Raw genomic sequence first — 20,700 nt, forward strand, 5'->3', positions numbered from 1 at the left:
GCGTACCCGGCGGACGCTCCGGTCACACCTTCCGCATCCACCTGGGGAGGAATGCGACAAAATGTCGGTGGCGAGCACCTGTCGGATAACCTCGGGGAGGTGGCCAGCTCACTGCGGACGCGGCGCGGCGGGGCCCGCCTGCGCGCCGTCGCCCTGATCGGTATCGACGGTTCCGGCAAGACCACCCAGGCCCACCGGCTCGCCGAGGCGCTGACCGCCGCCGGCCACCGGGCCACCTACCACCGCAACGCCGGCGGTCGACGCTGGCTCGGCCGGCTCGCCCAGCGGATCGGCCGGCCGGACGCGCAACGCCTCGTCGGGCGCGACGGCCTGCTCGCGGTCGAGTCCGTCCTGCGGTGGCTGGCCATCGCGCTCGCGCTGCTGAGCTGCCTGGTGACCGGCCGGATGGCGGTGATGGACCGCTGGTCCGCCTGCCAGTACGCCAGCATCCGGGCGCACGGTGGGCAGCGCTGGGAACGGCTGGCCCGGGCCGGCTACCGGCTCTTCCCGCCGCCCCGGGTCACCATCCTGCTGACCGTGGACCCGGCCGAGGCGTACCGGCGGATCGAGCGGCGCGGCACCGACCACGAGAGCATGCGGTGGCTCGTCGCCGCCGACGCGGCCTACCGGGCGCTGCCGGAGTACGCCGGCTTCGTGGTGGTGGACGGCAGCGGCTCGCCGGAGGAGGTGTCCCGCCGGATCCGGGCGCACCTGAGCGAGTGGCTGCCGGACGATCCGCCGGCGGTGGCCGGCCCACCCTCGGACGGCACCCCGCGCCCCGGCGGCGGCACCCCGCCCGGCGACGACGCCCGGCGGGACGGTGACGCCGGGCCGTCCGGCGGCGCGGGACGGGACGGTCCGGTGCCGGCTCAGGCCCGCCCGTAGACCGGGACGCTCGCGCCGCTCGTCGGTGCGGACTCCTCGCCGGCCAGGAAGTGGATCACGGAGGCGATCTCGGCCGGCGGCACCCACCGCCGGTGGTCGGCCTCCGGCTGGGCGGCCCGGTTGGCCGGCGTGTCGATGACGCTGGGCAGCACCGTGTTGCAGCGCACGCCGCGTGTCCGGTACTCCACCGCGACCGCGTTGGCGAACGCCTGCACCGCGGCCTTGGCGGTGGCGTAGCCGGCCGCGCCGGGGAACGGCGCCACCGCCGCCCGTGCCGACACGCAGACCACCGCGCCGCCGCCGGCCGCGACCAGGTGCGGCAGCGCCGCCTGGGTGACCAGGTAGGTGGGGCGCAGGTTGATCCGCAGCATCCGCTCGAACTCCTCGACCGGGGTCTCGTGCACCAGCCCGCCGCTGGCGTACCCGCCGACGAGGTTGACCACGGCGCGCAGCGGCGCCGCGGCCTCGGCGGTGGCCACCGTCACCGCCCGCGTCGCTCCCTCGGGGGTGAGCAGGTCCGCCACCACCCGGACCGGGCCGGACGGCTCCGGCGCCGTCTCCCCGCCCTCCCGTTCGGGTACGACCACCCGCCAGCCGGCCCGGAGGAAGGCGGCGGTGACCGCGCCGCCGAGCCCACCCGTGCCGCCGGTCACCAGCACCGTGCGATCCGTCATGCGGACACGCTAACCGCAGCGCCCGGAGGCGTCGCCGACGGCCGGCGGGGGTCCGTGGCACGCCGGACGGCGGACCCGCCGATATCCGACAGCACATCCGGCCGGCCGGCGACGCGACCCGGCCGGACCGTGGAGGCGGCCGGGCTGCGGTGATGGGACCCTGGACGCGGGGATCGGCCGCGGATGGCAGTAAATTTCCCGATACGCGGCGTCATGGTTGACGCTCACGCCCTCTGAAAGTAAGTTTCATCCGTGGCGAAGAGTCCGAAGATTTCTGCGAGTCACGAGCCCGGTGGACTGATCGTCCACATCAGCGGCCTCCTGCCGTCGCTGTCCCCGGCCGAGCAGCGGGTGGCCCGGCTGGTCGTCGCCGATCCGGCGGACGCGGCCCGGCGCACCATCACCGACCTCGCCACCGGCGCCGAGACATCCGAGGCGACCGTGATCCGGTTCTGCCGCTCGGTCGGCATGGACGGCTACCCCCAGCTGCGGATCCGGCTCGCCGCCGAGGCCGCCCGCCGGGTCGAGCCGCCGGACGCCCGGGTGGTCGGCGGCGACATCCCGCCCGGCGCCGACCTGGCCCAGATCATCGCCACCATCGCGTTCAACGACGCACGGGCCGTCGAGGAAACCGCCGAGCAGCTCGACCCGGCGGTCTGCGAGCGGGTGGTCGAGGCGATCGGCGCGGCCGGCCGGATCGACGTCTACGGCGCGGGCGCCAGCGGCTTCGTCGCCTCCGACTTCCAGCAGAAGCTGCACCGCATCGGCCGCATCGCGTTCTACTTCCCGGACGTGCACACCGCGCTCACCTCCGCCGCGCTGCTGAGCCGCGGCGACGTCGCGGTCGGCATCTCCCACACCGGCACCACGTCCGACGTGATCGAGGTCCTGGAGCAGGCCCGGGCGCGCGGCGCCACCACCGTGGCGCTCACCAACTTCCCCCGCTCACCGATCACCGAGGTCGCCGACCACGTGCTCACCACCGCCGCCCGGGAGACGACCTACCGGTCCGGCGCGACGGCCAGCCGGCTGGCCCAGCTCACCGTGGTCGACTGCCTCTTCGTCGGGGTGGCCGCCCGGAGCCGGGCCCGCACCAAGAAGGCCCTCGAGGCCACCGCCGAGGCGGTCCAGTCGCGTCGGGTGGGTCCCGGGCGGAGGCGGGCATGACGGCGGGCCGGGTGGAGCGGGACGAGGTGACCGCGGCGCGTCCGGTGGTGCGGGTCGGCGCGCCGACCGAACGGCGTAACCCGCAGAGCGTCGACCTCGACCTGATGTCGACCCGGGACGTGCTCACCGTGATCAACGAGGCGGACCGTCGGGTCCCGGCCGCGGTGGCCGCCGTCCTGGACGAGATCGCCGAGACCGTCGACCTGGCCGTGGCCGCGCTGCGCGGCGGACGCCGGGTGCACTACTTCGGCGCCGGCACCTCCGGCCGCCTGGGCGTGCTGGACGCGGCCGAACTGGCCCCCACGTTCAACTCGCCGCGGCACTGGTTCTGCGCCCACCTGGCGGGCGGTCCGGAGGCCATGTGGCGGGCCGTCGAGGACGCCGAGGACGACGAGCGCGGCGGCGCCGCCGAGGCCGCCGAGTGTGTGCGCGCCGGGGACCTGGTGGTCGGTCTGGCGGCCAGCGGGCGCACCCCGTACGTCCTCGGTGCGCTCGCCGCGTCCCGGTCCTCCGGCGCCGGGACGGTGCTGCTCTGCGCGAATCCGGAGGCCGAGGCCGCCACGTCGGTGGACGTGTTCATCGGGGTGGACACCGGACCCGAGGTGGTCACCGGGTCGACCCGGATGAAGGCCGGCACCGCGCAGAAGCTGGTGCTCAACACGTTCTCCACGGCCGTGATGGTGCGTCTCGGCCGGGTCTACTCGAACCTGATGATCGACATGGTGGCCACCAACGCCAAGCTGCGCGGCCGGATGATCTCGATCCTGATGGAGGCCACCGGCTGCGCCGAGGAGGTCTGCGCCGTCGCGCTGCGGGAGGCCGACGGCGACCTCAAGACCGCCCTCGTCTCGCTGGTCTCCGGCGCCGAGGTGCCGGCCGCCCGGGCCGCCCTGGCCCGCGCCGCCGACCAGGTCCGCGGCGCCCTGGCCCTGCTCGCCTCCTGAACCCACCCGATTCCCACCCGCCGGGCGCATCCGCCCGGCGGGTGCGACGCGTATCACGGGGCGGGAGGGGACGGCTCTCCCGCTACGGATTGTTCAACGAGGCGGAGGGTAATCCTTCCCGTGGCTGAACCGACCGGTCCACGGGCGCGTATCACGCAGTGACCAGGATCCCAATGCGGCGGTGACGCGGCTCGCTGTGTTCATGGAACAGGCAATGGTGCCATTCCATGGGCGGACGGTGATTCCGCTGCTCCGGACCCCGCTCACCAGGGGGTCCGCGGCCCGCCCGGGCAGGGGTCCTGACAGGAAACATGGACCGGGCTCTCAGGTAGCACTCAGGCATTCGTGACAGTTTCGACTCACGACATGGAATCCCCGACACGTCTCATCTGTTGTGTAGGTGTCAGCACCTACGGGCACAGCGGAGGTTACGGGGAGGGCTGATGAACGTGGGGATGGCAAGGAACCGGGCAACCGGCGCGAGCGAGGGGACCGTGGCAATCGTGGACAAGAACATCGGCATGCGTACCGACGAGGTCGCCGAGGAGCGGGACCTGGTCGGCGTCTACCTGCACGAGATCTCCCGGACGCCGCTGCTGGACGCCGCCCGGGAGGTGGACCTCTCCAAGTCGATCGAGGCCGGCCTCTACGCCGAGCACCTGCTCGACTCCGACCGGATCCCCGACGGGGCCACCCGGGAGGAGCTGGAGCGCGTGGTCGCCGACGGCGAGCGGGCGAAGGACCTGTTCATCCGCGCGAACCTGCGGCTGGTCGTCTCCATCGCCCGACGCTACGTGCGCTCCGGCATGCCCATGCTGGACCTGATCCAGGAGGGCAACACCGGCCTGGTCCGGGCGGTCGAGAAGTTCGACTACGAGCGGGGCTTCAAGTTCTCCACCTACGCGACCTGGTGGATCCGGCAGGCCATCAGCCGGGCGATCGCCCAGCAGGAGCGGACCGTACGGCTGCCCGTGCACCTGGTGGAGGACGTCAACCGGATGCGCAACGTGGCCCGGCAGCTCACCCGCGAGCTGGGCAGCGACCCGGAGCCCGAGCAGATCGCGGCCTCGCTCGGCGTCACCGTCGAGCGGGTCAACGAGCTGGTCCGCTGGTCGCAGGACACCGTCTCGCTGGACACCCCGGTGGGCGACGACGGTGACACCAACCTCGGTGACCTGGTCGCCGACAGCGACGCCCCGTCGCCGGAGGAGATCGTGCTCACCGGCCTGGAGCGGCAGCGGATCGAGGGGCTGCTCAACCACCTCGACGACCGGTCGGCCGGCATCATGCGGGCCCGCTACGGCCTGGAGGACGGGCGGGAGCACTCGCTGACCGAGGTCGCCTCCCGGTTCTCGCTCTCCCGCGAGCGGATCCGCCAGCTCGAGATCCAGGCCCTCGGCCGGCTCCGCGAGCTGGCCCGCGCCGAGGGGTTGCAGGCGGCCTGACCTGGTAGTAATGGAAACGACGAAACGGCCGGCGTCCGACAGGGGGACGCCGGCCGTTTCGCTGTCGACGATCAGACCCGGCCGTAGCCGGCGATCGACATGATGTTCATGCCGCGCTTGCTGACGTTGCGGCCTGCGCTGGGCGCGTCGATGATCTGGCCCCCGCCGACATAGAGCGCGACGTGCCCGAGCCCGGAGTAGAACACCAGGTCACCCGGTTGCAGCGCGCTGCGGCTGATCCGGGTCGTGGCGCTCCACTGGGCCGCCGCGTTGTGCGGCAGCGACTTCCCGGCGGCCCGCCAGGCGGCCAGCGTCAGGCCCGAGCAGTCGTAGCTGCCGGGGCCTTCGGCGCCCCACCCGTACGGCTTGCCGACCGCGCCGTAGGCGTACCGCACCGCCACTCCGGCCTTGCCGGAGACGGCCGGCGGCGTACCCGCCGAACTCGCCCTGGCCGGCGCCTCGGTGGCCCGTCCGTATGCCTGGCGGCGCATCTCGTAGAGGCGGGACAGGTCCGCCTCGATCCGCTTCTTGCCGGCGGCGAGCTGCTTGGCCTGCGCCGCCTCCCGGGCCAGCGTGACGTCCAGCTTGGTCTTCTGGTCGATCAGCCGGCGCTGGTCGGCGGTGAAGCCGGTGATGGTGCGCTGCCGCTGGCGGGTGAGCTGGTCGAGCGTGCCCAGCCGTTCCGGCAGCGCGGCGGTGCCGCCCGGCTCCAGCAGCGCCGCCGCGGTGCGCATGCCACCGGTCTTGTACGCCGTGGCGGCCAGCACGCCCACGTCGGCGCGACTCCGCTCGGCCTGTTCCTGCAACGGGCCGATCCTGGCCTCCAACGTGGCGGCCACGGCCTTGTTGGCCTTGATGTCTTCGTTGAGCTTGTTGTAGGACTCGACGATTCGCTCCAGCTCAGTCGAGGACTTCTCGATCTGCTTCGTCAGCTCGGCGGGGGTGGGCTCGGCCCGAGCCACCGACGCCGGGGCGAGCAGCGCGGCCGACAGGCCGGCCACCGCCAGCGAGCGGAGCAGCATCCGTAAGGACGACAAGAGCGGAAAGCTCCTCTCCACGGTCGGCGGGCCGCGTCTGGACGACCCGTCGACGCCGGACCGGCGCCATCCGGGCGGATGGCGGTCGACCGGACCGACCTGGACAACCTAACCCGTGATTGGAGTGAACGGGAGTTCAAGCAGGGGCGAAAGTTGGCAAAGTGTCGGAAAGTGACAATGATGACGTTCACGATCGGTGACCGTTTCCGGCATGGCTAATGCGTCACACAATGGGACGCGGATCCGGGAATCCCATCGCGGGATCCCTGCCCCGGGAGGCCACCGTGCAGACCGACCGCTCCGCCACCCCACCACCCCGCGCGACCGCACCCGGCCTGCTGTACGCCCGGCCCGGCATCGTCGTCACCGCCGAGCGCTTCACCGTCGGCCGCACCAGCTGGCCGGTCGCCGAGATCACCCAGCTCCGGACCGCCCGCGGACCGCACGACCGGCTCGCCCTCCGGGCGGTCGCCGTCACCGCCGCGCTCATCGCGTCGGCCGGACTGCTGCTCGGCTTCACCGGCGGCCTGCAACGGCTCACCGCCGGGGCGTACCTCACGCTCGGCGCGGTGGGGCTGCTGCCGCTGCTGCTCGTGCTCGTCGGCGACCGCTGGCGGCCCCCGGCGTACGAGCTGTGGGGCCGCCTCCGGGGCACCGAGGAACTGCTGTTCAGCAGCGACGACGAACGGCAGTTCGAGCAGGTCGCCGACGCGCTGCGCCAGGCCCGGGAGCGGAACCGGACCGACCCGCCGGGCACCGGCCCGTGGCGGCCGGCGCGCTGAGCCCCGATCAGCCGGCGACCGGCTCCGGGGTGCGCGCCCGGCGCTCGGCGGCCACCCAGTGACTCACCCGCCGCTCCGCGTAGAACGAGACGAACGGCACGGTGCCGGCCAGCATCACCAGCAGCATCCGCTTCAGCGGCCAGTCGGCCCGGCGGGACAGGTCGAACGTCAGCGCCAGGTAGAGCATGTAGAGCCAGCCGTGCGCGACCCCGACCACGGCCACCACGCTCGGGTTGTCGAAGCCGTACTTCAGCGGCATGCCGATCAGGACCAGCACCACCAGCGCCACGCCCACGATCCAGGCGATCACGCGGTACCGGGTAAGGGCTCCGCCCACCGTCGTCCGTCCTTCCGTACCGGCCTCAACCGGGATAGTCGCCGGGCCGGGCGCCCGGATTGGCGTTCAACCAGGAAAGGTAGCGGTTGTACGCGGCCAGCTCGCCGTCGTCCGCCCCCTCGGTCGGGGTCGACGGCACCCGGGCGACGCGCACCGGCCGGCGTACCGCCGGGGTCGCCGCGACCGGCTCGTCGCCGGCGGTCGCCGACGGCGCGTCCTCCGCCGGCGCACCGGGCGCGGCCCGCAGCGCCTGCCGCACCTCGCGCCACCAGACGAAGACCACGAAGCCGGCGAAGACCGGCCACTCGATCGCGTAACCGAAGCTCAACGCGTTGCCCCCGGCGGCGCGGGTGACCTGCCACCAGCCCAGCCCGAGGAACCCCACCACCAGCACGACCATGGCCACGTGGCGGGCGATCCACGCCGGTGTCCGGAGCCGCTGCATGTCGTCGAGGGTACCGGGGCCGGTGGCCGTCTCCGACGCGGCGTCGTAGGTGGCGTGGGTTTGGTGACACAGCGGTTGGGCATCCGTCTAGTCGCCAGCCCGAACGAGACGAGGGGGCGACGATGACCGAATCGGTACGCCGGGACGCCAGCCCGGAACAGCGCGTCACCGAGTGGGACGGTGACCACCCCCGGACCACAGCCAACGACGACGACGTGCCCGGGGTGGATCCCGCCGAGCTGAGCGACGAGGACCTGATCCGGGAGGTGCGCAGCCTGCACCGGACCCGGCTGGACACGCTGCGGCACGCCACCGACTCCGCGCTCGCCAACCACCTGCGCCGCACCGCCGAGCTGGAGACCGAGTACCTGGCCCGGCACCCGGGCCGGGAGATCGACCCGCACCGGCTGCGGGACGCCTGATGGCCAGCCACGCCGAGCGCGGCATGTCCGCACCGCCCGAGGTGGTGTTCAACACCGCCACCGACCCGGACCGGTCCGCCGCCTGGCTCCCCGACGAGCTGCGCGGCTCCGGCGCCTGCCGGGTGGAGGTGCTCGACGCCGACGACATGCGGGCGCGGTGGAGCAGCGCCGACTGGTCCGCGGAGATCGACGTGGAACCGGCCGATGCCGGCGGCGCCCGCGTCCGGCTGGACCTGGCCGGCCCGGACCACGGCCTGGCCGACGAGATCCTGGCCAACCTCGACCGCGAGGTGGCCGAGAACCTGACCGCCGGTTGAGCCCGGCCGCCATGACGACGAGGGAGGCCGGGTTGACCGGGAGTGGCCTGAAGCAGAAGGTGGCACGCCTGCGCCAGGCGTACGCGCCGCACGAGCACCGACCGCTGGAGGGCTACCTGAAGGCGATGGGCACCTACGCCGGCGTGACCGGGGTGCTGGTCGGGCTGGTCCGGGCCACCGGCCGGCCGGTGCCGGAGCGGCCCACGCCCGGCGACGTGGTGCTGCTCTCGATCGCCACGCACAAGCTGAGCCGGCTGCTGTCCAAGGACGCCATCACCAGTCCGCTGCGGGCGCCGTTCACCCGCTACGACCACCCGATCGGCAGCGGCGAGGTGATGGAGCACGTCCGGGACGAGGGCAGTCCCACCCGGCACGCGCTCGGCGAACTGGTGAGCTGCCCGTTCTGCCTGGCGGTGTGGGTGGCCACCGGCCTCACCGGCGGCCTGGTGCTGGCCCCCCGGCTGACCCGGCTGGTGGCCACCGCGCTGACCGCGGTCGCCGCCTCCGACTTCCTCCAGATGGGGTACGCGGTCGCCCAGCGGGCCGCCGAGGGCGGACACCACCGGGACTGAGCACGACAGCGACGGGGCCGGCGCGTGCGCGCCGGCCCCGTCGTCGTGGTGCCCCGAGATCAGGTGGGGGTGGTGCCGTGGTCCTCGCCGGCCCAGCCGCGCGACGTCTCCGGCTCCCGCTCCCGCTCGTCCTCCCCGGTGACGATGTCCCGATCCACCGCGGTGCGGTCGTGCTCGTTGGCGAAGTCCGGCTCCGGCAGCGTGTCCACGCCCTCCGGGGGCTGGCCGAGCGCCGCCTGGTGCTCGTGCTCGGGTTCGCGGTCGGTCATGTCGGGTCCTCTCGTCGGCGGGGGCTCAGGCGACCGTGCCGCCCAGCAGGTCCGCCACCTCGTCCACCGCGTACTCGCCCTGCGGGAGCGCGGCGATCCGGGTGAGCAGCTCCGCCGGAAGCTCGGCGGTCACCGCGCGGCGGTAGATGTCGGTCTGACTGATCCGCTCCTGGCCGTGGTAGAGGTCGTCGAGCAGGTCGTCGAGCGGCCTGGTGTCCGGCTGCTCGGTCACGGGCGCGTCATCGGTCACGCCGACCACCTACCCGGCCCCGAACCGGTCAAACGCCGCCCAACGGAGCTCAGGCGGGGGTGGGCAGCGCGGCGCGACGGGCGCGGACCGCCTGGGCCAGGTGGTCGAGCACCTCGTCGGTGGTGTCCCAGCCGATGCAGGCGTCGGTGATCGATCGGCCGTACTCCAGCTCCCGCGTCGGGTCCAGGTCCTGCCGGCCGGCGCGCAGGAAGCTCTCCAACATGATCCCCACGATGCCGCGCTGCCCGGCGGCGAGCTGCCCGGCCACGTCCGCGGCGACCAGCGGCTGGTTGCGGTGGTCCTTGCCGCTGTTCGCGTGGCTGGCGTCGATCACCACGCGTTCGGGCAGGCCGGCGGCGCGCAGCAGGTCCAGCGCCCCGGCCACCGACTCCGCGTCGTAGTTGGGCCGGCCGCCCCCGCCGCGCAGCACCAGGTGCCCGTCCGCGTTGCCCCGGGTGTGCATGATCGCCGGGATGCCGGAGACGTCGATGCCGGGGAAGACGTGCGGTACGCCGGCCGCCCGGATCGCGTCGACCGCCGTGCCGATGCTGCCGTCGGGACGGTTCTTCATGCCGATCGGCATGGACAGGCCGGAGGCGAGCTGCCGGTGCACCTGGCTCTCCACGGTCCGGGCGCCGATCGCGCCCCAGGCCACCGTGTCGGCGATGTACTGCGGGGTGATCGGGTCGAGGAACTCGCAGCCCACCGGCAGGCCCAGCCGCAGCACGTCGAGCAGGAGCGCCCGCGCGGTCCGCAGACCGGTGTTCACGTCGCCCGAACCGTCCAGCGCCGGGTCGTTGATCAGACCCTTCCAGCCCACGGTCGAGCGCGGCTTCTCGAAGTAGACCCGCATCACCACGAGCAGGTCGTCGGCGACCCGGTCGGCCGCCTCACGCAGCCGTCCCGCGTACTCCAGCGCGGCGGCCGGGTCGTGCACCGAGCACGGGCCGACCACCACCAGCAGTCGGTCGTCGGCGCGGTCCAGCACCCGGGCGACCGCGCGTCGGCCGGCGATGACGGCCTCGGCGAGGGGCGCGTCGAGCGGCAGGTGATGGTGGAGCAGGGCCGGGGTGGTCAACGGCACGACGCGGTCGATCCGCTGGTCGATGACCCGGCGGGCGTCCGGGGACGTGGTCACGGTGGGAATCCTTCCGCCGACCGCGCCCCGGGGCCGGCGCCCAGGGTGTCGAGCCGGCTGCTCGCATGCGAAAGGGCAGGGAATCATCCCTGCCCGGCCGGCTCGAAGAGGAAGTGACGTCAGCTCACGGTCGAGTCACCGGCTCCTCCAGCCGGCTGCCTAAACCATCGATACGACCGCGTCACGTCGGCCAGCCTACCCGACGCGCCCGGGAATGCCCGCGCCGTTCCGCCAAGCGGGACGCGGGGTATGGGAGAGGCCATGAGCCACCATCAGAGCGACCAGGACCGGATCGAATCCCGCGCGCACCTGCTGCCCGAGGAGGCGGCGGCGGGCAGCGACGACGCGCAGGCCCAGGCCGACGCGATCCTCGCCGAATCGGATCTCCGGGAGGAGGACCAGAACGCCGCCCCGGACACGGTGCTGGAACACCGCACCTCCGCCGAGACCGTCACCCCCGTCGAGCCTCCCGACTGAGCGCCGCGCCCCGGCCGCGGCGGGACCCCCGGTAACTGGCGTCCCGCAGCCGGGCCAGCGGGCCGGCCAGCCGCAGCCCCGCCGGCACGTTGCCGATCGGGTCGAAGGCCGGCACGGCGTCCTCCGGGTCGCCGTGCCGGCCACCCAGGCGCACCTCGCCGAACGGCCGCCACGGACCCACCGCCGAGGCCACCGCGAGCACCAGCCGGGGCTCGTCGCCGGCCACCGCCGCGCCGGCCTCGGCCAGCGTGCGACCCAGGTCGGGTGAGTCCGGGTCGGCCAGCACGGCCAGGAACAGCCGCCGGTCCCCGGCCCGGAACGACATGATCGAGGTGTACGTCCCGGTGAAGCGCCGCCGGGGCAGCGGCAGGTTCCGCAGCACCGGCGCGGCGCCGCTGGAGCTGACCAGCAGATCGACGGGCGGTTCCGGGTCCCGGTGCAGCCGGACCGCCACGCCCAGCACGTCCGGCCAGCCGGGCGGCGTCGGTGTCCCCTTGGAGAGCCGGACCGTGGCCGGCCACCGGCCGGGCAGGTCCAGCAACGGCACCCCGGTCGGTGGTCCGGACGTGCCCCAGATCATCACCTCGGCGGCGAACGCGCGGCCGGCGGGATGCAGCAACCGGGCGTGCCGGAGCCGGGCCAGCGCGGCGGCGACCCGCTCGACGGCGGACGGTGCGGAGGTCATGCCGACCTGGGTACCCCGCCGCGCGGCGACGACGCGGGTCGCGAGTCCCCTTTCCGTCCACCGGATCGGATAGCGTCGTGCCATGCCCGACAGCGGTTTCCCCTGGCCGATCGAGACGACCCGACTGGACAACGGCCTGCGTGTGGTGGTGAGCGAGGACCGCACCGCCCCGGCCGTGGCGGTCAACCTCTGGTACGACGTGGGGTCCCGCCACGAACCGGCGGGCCAGACCGGCTTCGCCCACCTCTTCGAGCACCTGATGTTCGAGGGCTCGGTGAACGTGGCGAAGACCGAGCACATGAAGCTGATCCAGGGCGCGGGCGGCTCGCTCAACGCGACCACCAACCCGGACCGGACCAACTACTTCGAGACCGTCCCGGCCGAGCACCTGGAGCTGGCGCTCTGGCTGGAGGCCGACCGGATGGGCGGCCTGGTGCCGGCGCTGACCCAGGAGACGCTCGACAACCAGCGCGACGTGGTCAAGAACGAACGGCGGCAGCGCTACGAGAACGTCCCCTACGGCGACGCCTGGCTGCGGCTGCTGCCGCTGCTCTATCCGCCCGGCCACCCCTACCACCACGCCACGATCGGGTCGATGGCCGACCTGAACGCCGCCGACCTGGCCACCTTCCAGGCGTTCCACACCACCTACTACGCGCCGAACAACGCGGTGCTCACCGTGGTCGGCGACACCACCGCCGCGGAGGTGTTCGCGCTGGCCGACAAGTACTTCGGCGCCCTGACGCCACGCCCGGACATCCCGGCCGCCCCGGACGGCCGCACGGTGCCGACCGCCGGCCGGCCGGCGGTGGAGACGGTCACCGCCGACGTGCCCGCCCCCCGCGTCTACCTCGCGCACCGCACCCACCCGTTCGGCGCCCCCGGGTACGACGTGACCACGGTCCTCGCCACCGTGCTGGGCAGCGGCCGGGGCAGCCGGCTCTACCAGCGGCTCGCCGACGGTGAGCGGCTCGCCCAGCCGGACCTGGTCGGGGCGTACGGGGTCGACCTGGCGCACGCGCCGGCCCCGCTGATCGCCACCGCCACCGCGCGTCCCGGGGTGACCGCCGAGCGGCTGCGCGACGGGCTGGCCGAGGTGGTCGACGAACTGGCCACCGTGCCGGTGACCGCCGCCGAGCTGGACCGGGCCAAGGCGTTGCTGAGCACCTCGTGGTGGCGGCAGATGTCCACCGTGGACGGCCGCGCCGACACGCTCGGCCGCTACGCCACCCAGTTCGGTGATCCGGCCCGGGCCGCGGACCGGCTGCCCGGCTGGCTCGCCGTCACCGCCGAGCAGATCGCCGAGCAGGCCGCCGAGCTGCTCGGCGCCGCCGACCGGGTGATCCTGACCTACCTGCCCGAGGAGACCTCATGACGCTGATCGCCACCCGTCCCGGCCCGGGCGCCGCCCGCGCCTACCGGTTCCCCCAGGTGGTCCGGCGGACGGTGGCCGGCGGTCAGGTGGTCGCCGCGCACCTGCCCGGGCAGAACCTCGCCGTCGCGTTGCTGCTGCTCGACGGCGGCGCCGGCCGGGAACCGGTCGGCAAGGAGGGCCTCGGCGCGGTGCTGGCCAAGGCGCTGGAGGAGGGCACCGCGCACCGGGACGCCACCGCGTACGCGCTGGCCATCGAGGCGCTCGGCACCGAGCTGGTCACCGGGCTCGACTGGGACTCCTTCCAGGTCAGCGTGCAGGTGCCGGTGGACCGGCTGCGCGCCGCGGTGGAGCTGATGGCCGAGGCGGTCCGCACGCCGCGGCTCGACCCGGCCGACGTGCTGCGGGTCCGCGACGACGAGGCGACCGCGCTGCGGATGGACTGGGCCAACCCGGGCCCGCGCGCCGACGCCGTGCTGCGCGCCGACCTGTTCGGCGCCGAGCACCGGTGGGGCCGCCCGCTCTACGGCGACCCGGACAGCGTGGCCGCGCTGGAGTCGGACGACGTCACGGTCTTCCACTCCGAGTGGTTCATCCGCCCCGGCACGCTGATCGTCGCCGGGGACCTGGAGCGGATCGACCTGGACGCGCTCGGCGCGGCGGCGTTCGTCGGCACCGGCGGCGGCCCGGTCGACCGGGGCGGCCCGATCGACGTGCCGCCGGCCGACCGGCGGCGGATCATCCTGGTCGACCGGCCCGGCTCGGTGCAGTCCACGCTGCGGCTCGGCCACCCGTCCCCGCACCGCGGCCACCCCGACCACGTGCCGATGACGCTCGCCGGCACCGTGCTCGGCGGCGCGTTCACCTCCCGCCTCAACCACCTGATCCGCGAGGTGCGCGGCTACACGTACGGCATCCGGGGCGACTTCGCCTCGTCGCGGCGGTTCGGCCGGTTCGCGGTCAGTTCCGGCGTGCAGACCGCGGTGACCGCGCCGGCGCTCGTCGAGTCCGTGGGGGAGGTCTCGCGTACCCGGGAGACCGGGGTGACCGAGGAGGAGCTGGAGGTGGCCCGTTCCTGGCGGGCCGGGCAGCTCTCGGTCGAGTTGCAGAGCCCGCGGGCGATCGCGTCGGCGCTGACCACGCTGGTGGTGCACGACCTGCCGGACGACTACCACGCCACGCTGCGCGAGGCGCTGCTCGCGGCGACCGTCGAGGAGGTCTCCGCAGCCGCCGCGACGCACCTGCACCCGGAGGCGTTGACGCTTGTCGTCGAGGGGGACGCGGCGGTGATCCGGGACGAGCTGGTGGCCGCCGGCCTGGGGGAGGTCGTCGACCACGCGTGACCGGTGGGGCGGCGGGAACGGGTGTGATTCCCGTCGCCCCGGCCCGCGCGCTGGGAAACGCTTCCCGTCCGGCCGGCCCGGCTGGGTAGCCTCGCGGTCATGAGGATCGGCATTGTGGGTGCCACCGGCCAGGTCGGTGGCGTGATGCGGCAGGTGCTGGCGGAACGCGAGTTCCCGGCGGAGCAGGTGCGGTTGTTCGCCTCGGCGCGGTCGGCCGGGCGAGCCCTGCCGTGGCGTGACGGCGAGGTCACTGTCGAGGACGCGGCCACCGCGGACTACCGCGGCCTGGACATCGTGCTCTTCTCGGCCGGCAAGGCCACCGCGAAGGAGCTGGCGCCCCGGGTCGCCGAGGCCGGCGCCGTGGTGATCGACAACTCGTCGGCGTACCGGATGGACCCGGCGGTGCCGCTGGTGGTCGCCGAGGTCAACCCGCACGCCCTCGCCGACCGGCCCAAGGGCATCGTGGCCAACCCGAACTGCACCACGATGGCCGCCATGCCGGTGCTGCGCCCGCTGCACGCCGAGGCCGGGCTGGTCAGCCTGGTCGTCGCCACCTACCAGGCGGTTTCCGGCGCCGGCCTGGCCGGTGTGGCCGAGCTGGACGACCAGGTCCGCAAGGTGGCCGAGGGCGCGAGCGCGCTCGCCTTCGACGGCGCGGCCGTCGAGTTTCCGGCACCGCGCTCGTTCGCCGGCCCGATCGCCTTCAACGTGCTCCCGCTCGCCGGTTCGATCGTCGACGACGGCTCGTTCGAGACCGACGAGGAGCAGAAGCTGCGCAACGAGAGCCGCAAGATCCTGGAGATCCCCGGGCTGAAGGTCTCCGGCACCTGCGTACGGGTGCCCGTGTTCACCGGTCACTCGTTGCAGATCAACGCCCGGTTCGCCCGGCCGATCGACCCGGCCCGGGCCCGCGAGCTGCTCGACGGCGCACCCGGGGTGGCGCTGCGCGACGTGCCCACCCCGCTGGAGGCGGCCGGCCAGGACCCGACGTTCGTCGGGCGGATCCGGGCCGACGAGACCGTCGAGCACGGGCTGGCGCTGTTCTGCGCCAACGACAACCTGCGCAAGGGCGCGGCGCTCAACGCCGTGCAGCTCGCCGAGCTGGTCGCCGCCGAGCGCTGACCCCGCTCGGGGCCGTCCGGCCCGCGTTACCCCACCTGCGGCGGCGGGTAGACCGCGGTGCCGACACCGAGAGGGGAGCACCATGACAACGGTCGGAGAGTTCATGACGACCCGGTTGGTGACGATGGACGGCAACGACACGCTCACCGCCGCGGCGCAGGAGATGCGCGACAGCGCCATCGGCGACGTGGTGGTGACCGACGGCGACAACGTGGTCGGCATCGTCACGGACCGGGACATCACGGTCCGGGGCGTGGCCGAGGACCGGAACCCCGCCACCACCCGGCTCAACGAGATCACCAGCAAGGACGTGGTGACGGTGAGCCAGTACGACGACGCGGTGGCCGCCGCCGACCTGATGCGCACGTACGCCGTCCGCCGGCTCCCGGTCATCGAGGACGGGAAGCTGGTCGGCCTGGTGTCGATGGGTGACCTGGCGGTCGAGCGGGAACCCCAGTCGGTGCTCGCGGACATCAGCGCCGACGACGCCAACAACTGACCTGTCCGACACGGTGAACGCCGGCCCCCGGTTCGGGGGCCGGCGTTCCCGCGTACCCCGGTGCGGTCGTCTCACCCGAATCGGGCGAGGTTGACCCGGGGCTCCGGCGGGGACCCGTCCGGTCGACGAGGAGGCCGCTGACCGCGGGAGGAGTCACCTTCGATGGTGGACACGACCACGAGATTCTTCGAGGCCCTGGACCGGCGGGGGTTCGAGCCCCTGCTGGTCAAGACGTCCGGCACGCTCCGGTTCGACCTGCACGAGGGCGCTCAGACCACGCACTGGCTGCTGGAGATCGACCGGGGCGACCTGCGGGTCCGGCAGGAGGACGGTGAGGCGGACACCGTGGTCGGCACCGAGCCCCGGCTCTTCGGGGCGCTCGTCGACGGCGAGGAGAACGCCATCGCGGCGCTGCTGCGCGGCGACATGACAGTCGTCGGCGACCTGCGGCTCGTGTTGCAGGTCGAGCGCGTCTTCCCCGGCCCGCCGGACTCCCGCGGGCCGCGCCACGCATTCTTCAGGAGGGCCGCCTGATGGCCGGGAACAGCACCGTCCGGATCCTGGACGGCAACACGTTCGTGGTCTCCGAGGACAGCGGTGACATCGAGGCCACGCCGACGGAACCGACCGGCCTGTTCTCCCTCGACACGCGTTACCTGTCGAAATGGGTGCTCACGGTCGACGGCGAACGGCTCAACGCGCTCTCCTACGACGACCTCCAGTACTACGAGGCGCGTTTCTTCCTGGTGCCCGGGATGGCCACGCACTACGTCGACGCGAAGCTGTCGGTCATCCGGGAGCGGGTGGTCGGCGGCAGCTTCCGGGAGACGGTGAGCGTGCTCAACCACGACGAGAACGCGGTCGACCTGGAGATCCGGATGGACGCCGGCGCCGACTTCGCCGACCTCTTCCAGGTCAAGGACGAGATCCTCAACAAGAAGGGCGAACTGTACGCCGAGGCGGAGTCGGACCGGCTGCGGCTGGGCTACCGGCGGGGGAACTTCAAGCGGGAGACGGTCATCTCCGCGAACCAGCCGGCCCGCTACGACAACCGGGGCGTCTCCTGGAGCATCCACCTGGAGCCCAACGAGCAGTGGGACGTCCTCATCGACGTGCAGACGTTCGCCATCGGCCCGGGTGGTCGGGACCTGCGGCTCGGGCTGCGGGCGCACGGCAACGAGCGGCTCGCGCTCCAGCACGACCTGGAGGAGTGGATCGACCGGGCCCCCAAGGTCAACAGCGAGCACGACCGGGTCGCCGCGACCTACCGGCGGAGCCTGGTCGACCTCGCCGCGCTGCGCTTCTCCCCGCTGTCGCTCGGTGGGCAGACGCTGCCCGCCGCCGGCCTGCCCTGGTTCATGACCATGTTCGGCCGGGACAGCATCCTCACCTGCCTCCAGGTGCTGCCGTTCGCGCCCGGGATGTCCAAGACCACGCTGCGCATCCTCGGCGCGCTCCAGGGCACGCGGTTCGACGACTTCCGGGACGAGGACCCGGGCCGCATCCTGCACGAGATGCGGTACGGCGAGACCGCCGCGTTCGAGGAGCAGCCGCACTCGCCCTACTACGGCTCGGTGGACGCGACCCCGCTGTTCGTGGTGCTGCTCGACGAGTACGAGCGGTGGAGCGGGGACGTCGCGCTGGTCAAGGAGCTGGAACGGGAGTGCCGCGCCGCGCTGAAGTGGATCGACGACTACGCCGACCTGGCCGGCAACGGCTACGTCTGGTACGAGCGGCGCAACACCGACACCGGCCTGGAGAACCAGTGCTGGAAGGACTCCTGGGACTCCATCTCGTACGCCGACGGCACGTTGCCGCCGTTCCCGCGGGCGACCTGCGAGGTGCAGGGGTACGCGTACGACGCGAAGATGCGCGCCGCCCGCCTGGCCCGGGAGTTCTGGGGCGACCCCGCGTACGCCGATCAGTTGGAACGCGAGGCGGCGGAGTTGAAGGCGCGGTTCAACCGCGACTGGTGGGTCGCCGACGGCGGTTTCTACGCGCTTGCCCTGGACCCGGAGGGGCGGCAGTGCGACGTGCTCAGCTCCAACATCGGTCATCTGCTGTGGAGCGGCATCGTCGACGACGACCGGGCGTCGCAGATCGCCGAGCACCTGGTCGGGCCGCGGCTCTGGTCCGGTTGGGGGGTGCGGACGCTGGCCGAGGGCGAGATCCGCTACAACCCGATCGGCTACCACAACGGCACGATCTGGCCGTTCGACAACTCGTTCGTCGCCTGGGGTCTGCGCCGGTACGGCTTCGCCGACGAGGCGGCCACGGTGGCCAACGGCATCCTGGACGCGGCCACCTATTTCGACGGCCGGCTGCCGGAGGCGTTCGGCGGCTACCAGCGGGAGCTGACGAAGTTCCCGGTGGAGTACCCGACCGCGTGCAGCCCGCAGGCGTGGTCGACCGGCGCGCCGCTGCTGCTGATCCGGACCATGCTGGGGCTGGAGCCGCACGAGGGGCACCTGTCGGTGGACCCGCGGCTGCCGGTGGGCATGGGGCGGATCGAGGTGCTGGACATCCCGGGCCGCTGGGGGCGGGTGGACGCGTTCGCGCGCGGCCGGCTGGACCTGGACAAGCTGGCGGGTTGACCCCGGCTCAGTGGCCGGCCGGCGGTGCGTCGGCGTGCGCCTCGTTCGGCGGCAGCAGGCAGAACTCGTTGCCCTCCGGATCGGCCAGCACCGTCCACCGGGGCAGCTCGCGGACCACCGTCGCGCCGGCCTCCAGCACGGCGGCGCGTTCCTCGGCGTCGCCGACCAGGTCGAGGTGGATCCGGCCGGGCGTGGGCAGGTCGCCGGCGGGGCTGATCCACAGGTCCGGCCGCCGCCCGTGCGGGTCGCGCAGCAGCACCGCCTCGGCCGGCCCGAGCGTGCGGTCGGCGAGCTTCGTCCGGTCCGCCTCCACCACGGGCAGCCCGCTGACCGCGCTCCAGAACGGGGCGAGCAGGTACGGATCGCGGCAGTGGATGACGATCGCGGCGAGATCGGGCATGCCTCGAACCTAGTCGGCGCGGGCCGCCGGCAGGACGTTGTCCAGGAACGCGGCGGTGACCGCGCGCAGGTCGGGGCGGGCCAGGTCGAGCGCGTGACCACCGTGGGTGAGCCAGAGGTGCGTCGGGTGGCCGGCGGCGAGCAGCCGACCGGCCAGCTCGACCGCCTGCGCGGCCGGCACCGGCACGTCGTCGCGGCCCTGCACCAGCAGTACCGGCACGCCGGCGCCGAGGTGACTGGCGACGGTGGCGTCGGCGGTGGCCGGATCGCCGGCGGCCGGCGGGTGCCCGAGCAGGTCGGCCCACGGGTCGTCACCCGGGGGCCGGCGGCGCCGCTGCTCGTCGTCGAGCGGATCGACGGGCGCCCAGTACGCCAGCGCGGCCGTCACGTCACCGGGCTGGTCCACCCCGCGCAGGGCCAGGTGCAGGGCGAGCATCCCGCCGGCCGAGTCGCCGCCGACCAGCAGCGGCAGGCCGCCCGCGGTGGCCCGGGCGGCCCGCGCGGCGGCGCGTACGTCGTCGAGCTGGGCCGGCCAGCGGGCCTCGTGGGAGAACCGGTAGCCGGCGGCGACCACCCGCAGGCCGAGCGGTGCCAGCGCCACGCCGTCCCCCGAGGAACGGGCCCGCCAGCCGCCGCCGTGGATCCAGAGCAGTACGCCGCGTTCGGTCATCCCACCATCGTGGTCGCGGCCGGAGCGCTCCGCGACCCGGCTCTGCCGAGGGCAGAGCGGCACTACGGTCCGGTAACCTACGCAGGGTAAAGTCACCGGATGCCGGAACTCGTGTACCCGCCCGTGATCACCGCCGCCAAGACGATGTTCCGCGCTCTCGACCTGCGCCTGGACGTGACGGGCAGCCAGCACGTGCCGCGTACCGGCGGGGCGGTGCTCGCGTCCAACCACGTGAGCTACCTCGACTTCATCTTCTGCGGCTACGGCGCGCACGGGTCCCGCCGGCTGGTCCGGTTCATGGCCAAGGAGAGCGTCTTCCGGCACCGCGTCTCCGGCCCGCTCATGCGCGGCATGAAGCACATCCCGGTCAACCGCGCCGCCGGCGCCGGGTCGTACGCCACCGCGGTCGGCGCGCTGCGCCGGGGCGAGGTGGTCGGCGTCTTCCCGGAGGCGACGATCAGCCGGTCCTTCACCGTCAAGGACCTCAAGAACGGCGCGGCCCGGATGGCGCAGGAGGCCGGCGTGCCGCTGCTGCCGGTGGCGCTCTGGGGCACCCAGCGGCTCTGGACCAAGGGTCGCCCGCGCACCCTGACCCGCCGGCACACCCCGATCACCATCATGATCGGCGAGCCGATGGACCCGTCCGCCTACCCGGACGCCACCGCCCTCACCGCCGACCTGCGCATCCGGCTGTCGGCGCTTGTCGACCGGGCCCAGCGGGACTACCCGGACCAGCCGGCCGGCCCGGACGACGCCTGGTGGCAGCCGGCTCACCTGGGCGGCGGCGCGCCCACCCCGGAGCAGGCCGTCGAGCTGGACCGCTCGGACCGCCGCTCCCGCAGCACCTCCTGACCG

Annotated in this window: 26 protein-coding genes; 16 read left to right on the plus strand and 10 right to left on the minus strand. The window is 73.7% G+C overall.

Going from position 1 to position 20,700, the window contains the following annotated elements:
- The first annotated feature begins 51 nt into the window (after positions 1–51).
- Positions 52–885, plus strand: coding sequence for a dTMP kinase (locus tag VKK44_RS03890; protein WP_458351600.1), 834 nt, complete (start codon positions 52–54; stop codon positions 883–885).
- Here VKK44_RS03890 and VKK44_RS03895 read toward each other — a convergent pair.
- On the minus strand, positions 870–1,559 hold the full coding sequence (locus VKK44_RS03895; RefSeq protein WP_343445469.1) for an SDR family NAD(P)-dependent oxidoreductase: 690 nt from the start codon (positions 1,557–1,559) through the stop codon (positions 870–872). The genes VKK44_RS03890 and VKK44_RS03895 overlap by 16 nt on opposite strands.
- 252 nt (positions 1,560–1,811) lie before the next feature.
- Here VKK44_RS03895 and VKK44_RS03900 point away from each other — a divergent pair, with 252 nt between their 5' ends.
- The 3 genes from VKK44_RS03900 to VKK44_RS03910 all read left to right on the plus strand — a co-directional run bounded on the left by VKK44_RS03900 (position 1,812) and on the right by VKK44_RS03910 (position 5,115).
- Entirely contained in the window at positions 1,812–2,726 is a 915-nt protein-coding gene (locus VKK44_RS03900) for a MurR/RpiR family transcriptional regulator (protein WP_343445470.1), read from the plus strand.
- Complete coding sequence (murQ, locus tag VKK44_RS03905; RefSeq protein ID WP_343445471.1) at positions 2,723–3,670, plus strand: N-acetylmuramic acid 6-phosphate etherase; 948 nt, start codon at positions 2,723–2,725, stop codon at positions 3,668–3,670. The genes VKK44_RS03900 and murQ overlap by 4 nt, the downstream gene beginning before the upstream one ends.
- 455 nt (positions 3,671–4,125) lie before the next feature.
- A complete protein-coding gene (locus VKK44_RS03910; RefSeq protein ID WP_343447651.1) occupies positions 4,126–5,115 on the plus strand; it encodes a sigma-70 family RNA polymerase sigma factor in 990 nt (329 codons plus the stop codon).
- Positions 5,116–5,186: 71 nt separating this feature from the next.
- Here the strand turns inward: VKK44_RS03910 and VKK44_RS03915 are convergent, their stop codons facing one another.
- The gene (locus VKK44_RS03915) at positions 5,187–6,152 is read right to left on the minus strand and encodes a C40 family peptidase (RefSeq protein WP_343445472.1); all 966 of its coding nucleotides are present in this window, start codon (positions 6,150–6,152) and stop codon (positions 5,187–5,189) included.
- A gap of 284 nt (positions 6,153–6,436) precedes the next feature.
- On the opposite strand from VKK44_RS03915, the gene VKK44_RS03920 reads away from it, so the two are divergent.
- Positions 6,437–6,934, plus strand: a complete 498-nt coding sequence (locus VKK44_RS03920; RefSeq protein WP_343445473.1) for a DUF6232 family protein — start codon at positions 6,437–6,439, stop codon at positions 6,932–6,934.
- A 7-nt stretch (positions 6,935–6,941) separates the two neighbouring features.
- Here VKK44_RS03920 and VKK44_RS03925 read toward each other — a convergent pair whose 3' ends face one another.
- A complete protein-coding gene (locus tag VKK44_RS03925) occupies positions 6,942–7,271 on the minus strand; it encodes a DUF3817 domain-containing protein (protein ID WP_343445474.1) in 330 nt (109 codons plus the stop codon).
- A 25-nt stretch (positions 7,272–7,296) separates the two neighbouring features.
- Positions 7,297–7,716 carry a hypothetical protein gene (locus VKK44_RS03930; RefSeq protein WP_343445475.1) on the minus strand — a complete coding sequence of 140 codons (420 nt, stop codon included), beginning with the start codon at positions 7,714–7,716 and terminating at the stop codon, positions 7,297–7,299.
- Between the two features lie 122 nt (positions 7,717–7,838).
- Here VKK44_RS03930 and VKK44_RS03935 point away from each other — a divergent pair, with 122 nt between their 5' ends.
- From VKK44_RS03935 to VKK44_RS03945, 3 genes are read left to right on the plus strand one after another with little or no spacing between them, the layout of a single operon-like run.
- Positions 7,839–8,138, plus strand: a complete 300-nt coding sequence (locus VKK44_RS03935) for a DUF6158 family protein (protein WP_343445476.1) — start codon at positions 7,839–7,841, stop codon at positions 8,136–8,138.
- Positions 8,138–8,455 carry a hypothetical protein gene (locus VKK44_RS03940; RefSeq protein WP_343445477.1) on the plus strand — a complete coding sequence of 106 codons (318 nt, stop codon included), beginning with the start codon at positions 8,138–8,140 and terminating at the stop codon, positions 8,453–8,455. The genes VKK44_RS03935 and VKK44_RS03940 overlap by 1 nt, the downstream gene beginning before the upstream one ends.
- Positions 8,456–8,466: 11 nt before the next feature.
- Complete coding sequence (locus VKK44_RS03945) at positions 8,467–9,027, plus strand: DUF1360 domain-containing protein (RefSeq protein WP_343445478.1); 561 nt, start codon at positions 8,467–8,469, stop codon at positions 9,025–9,027.
- Between the two features lie 59 nt (positions 9,028–9,086).
- Here the strand turns inward: VKK44_RS03945 and VKK44_RS03950 are convergent, their stop codons facing one another.
- The 3 genes from VKK44_RS03950 to VKK44_RS03960 are packed head-to-tail and all read right to left on the minus strand — an operon-like array spanning position 9,087 to position 10,693.
- The gene (locus VKK44_RS03950; RefSeq protein ID WP_343445479.1) at positions 9,087–9,296 is read right to left on the minus strand and encodes a hypothetical protein; all 210 of its coding nucleotides are present in this window, start codon (positions 9,294–9,296) and stop codon (positions 9,087–9,089) included.
- A 25-nt stretch (positions 9,297–9,321) separates the two neighbouring features.
- On the minus strand, positions 9,322–9,555 hold the full coding sequence (locus VKK44_RS03955; RefSeq protein WP_396860818.1) for a hypothetical protein: 234 nt from the start codon (positions 9,553–9,555) through the stop codon (positions 9,322–9,324).
- Between the two features lie 40 nt (positions 9,556–9,595).
- Positions 9,596–10,693, minus strand: a complete 1,098-nt coding sequence (locus VKK44_RS03960; RefSeq protein ID WP_343447652.1) for a 3-deoxy-7-phosphoheptulonate synthase — start codon at positions 10,691–10,693, stop codon at positions 9,596–9,598.
- A 252-nt stretch (positions 10,694–10,945) separates the two neighbouring features.
- On the opposite strand from VKK44_RS03960, the gene VKK44_RS03965 reads away from it, so the two are divergent.
- Positions 10,946–11,161, plus strand: coding sequence for a hypothetical protein (locus VKK44_RS03965; RefSeq protein WP_281937453.1), 216 nt, complete (start codon positions 10,946–10,948; stop codon positions 11,159–11,161).
- Here VKK44_RS03965 and VKK44_RS03970 read toward each other — a convergent pair.
- On the minus strand, positions 11,136–11,846 hold the full coding sequence (locus tag VKK44_RS03970) for a phosphodiesterase (RefSeq protein ID WP_343445481.1): 711 nt from the start codon (positions 11,844–11,846) through the stop codon (positions 11,136–11,138). The two genes, VKK44_RS03965 and VKK44_RS03970, sit on opposite strands and share 26 nt — an antisense overlap.
- Before the next feature lie 82 nt (positions 11,847–11,928).
- Between VKK44_RS03970 and VKK44_RS03975 the strand changes: the two genes are divergently transcribed.
- The 6 genes from VKK44_RS03975 to VKK44_RS04000 all read left to right on the plus strand — a co-directional run bounded on the left by VKK44_RS03975 (position 11,929) and on the right by VKK44_RS04000 (position 18,776).
- Positions 11,929–13,221 (plus strand): M16 family metallopeptidase, encoded by a 1,293-nt coding sequence (locus VKK44_RS03975; protein WP_343445482.1) that lies wholly within the window; start codon positions 11,929–11,931, stop codon positions 13,219–13,221.
- Positions 13,218–14,561 carry a M16 family metallopeptidase gene (locus tag VKK44_RS03980; RefSeq protein WP_343445483.1) on the plus strand — a complete coding sequence of 448 codons (1,344 nt, stop codon included), beginning with the start codon at positions 13,218–13,220 and terminating at the stop codon, positions 14,559–14,561. The genes VKK44_RS03975 and VKK44_RS03980 overlap by 4 nt, the downstream gene beginning before the upstream one ends.
- Positions 14,562–14,660: 99 nt before the next feature.
- Complete coding sequence (locus tag VKK44_RS03985) at positions 14,661–15,683, plus strand: aspartate-semialdehyde dehydrogenase (RefSeq protein ID WP_343445484.1); 1,023 nt, start codon at positions 14,661–14,663, stop codon at positions 15,681–15,683.
- 82 nt (positions 15,684–15,765) lie between these two features.
- Positions 15,766–16,182 (plus strand): CBS domain-containing protein, encoded by a 417-nt coding sequence (locus VKK44_RS03990; protein WP_343445486.1) that lies wholly within the window; start codon positions 15,766–15,768, stop codon positions 16,180–16,182.
- Positions 16,183–16,344: 162 nt separating this feature from the next.
- Complete coding sequence (locus VKK44_RS03995; RefSeq protein ID WP_343445487.1) at positions 16,345–16,716, plus strand: SCP2 sterol-binding domain-containing protein; 372 nt, start codon at positions 16,345–16,347, stop codon at positions 16,714–16,716.
- Positions 16,716–18,776: an amylo-alpha-1,6-glucosidase gene (locus tag VKK44_RS04000; RefSeq protein WP_343445488.1), complete on the plus strand. Its 2,061-nt coding sequence runs from the start codon at positions 16,716–16,718 to the stop codon at positions 18,774–18,776. The genes VKK44_RS03995 and VKK44_RS04000 overlap by 1 nt, the downstream gene beginning before the upstream one ends.
- 7 nt (positions 18,777–18,783) lie before the next feature.
- Here VKK44_RS04000 and VKK44_RS04005 read toward each other — a convergent pair whose 3' ends face one another.
- A complete protein-coding gene (locus VKK44_RS04005) occupies positions 18,784–19,176 on the minus strand; it encodes a VOC family protein (protein ID WP_343445489.1) in 393 nt (130 codons plus the stop codon).
- Between the two features lie 9 nt (positions 19,177–19,185).
- Positions 19,186–19,845, minus strand: a complete 660-nt coding sequence (locus tag VKK44_RS04010) for an alpha/beta hydrolase (RefSeq protein ID WP_343445490.1) — start codon at positions 19,843–19,845, stop codon at positions 19,186–19,188.
- Positions 19,846–19,944: 99 nt separating this feature from the next.
- Here VKK44_RS04010 and VKK44_RS04015 point away from each other — a divergent pair, with 99 nt between their 5' ends.
- Positions 19,945–20,697: a lysophospholipid acyltransferase family protein gene (locus tag VKK44_RS04015; protein ID WP_343445491.1), complete on the plus strand. Its 753-nt coding sequence runs from the start codon at positions 19,945–19,947 to the stop codon at positions 20,695–20,697.
- The last annotated feature ends 3 nt before the right edge of the window (positions 20,698–20,700 follow it).

The sequence above is a fragment of the Micromonospora sp. DSM 45708 genome (assembly GCF_039566955.1).
In the GTDB taxonomy this organism is placed as follows: domain Bacteria; phylum Actinomycetota; class Actinomycetes; order Mycobacteriales; family Micromonosporaceae; genus Micromonospora.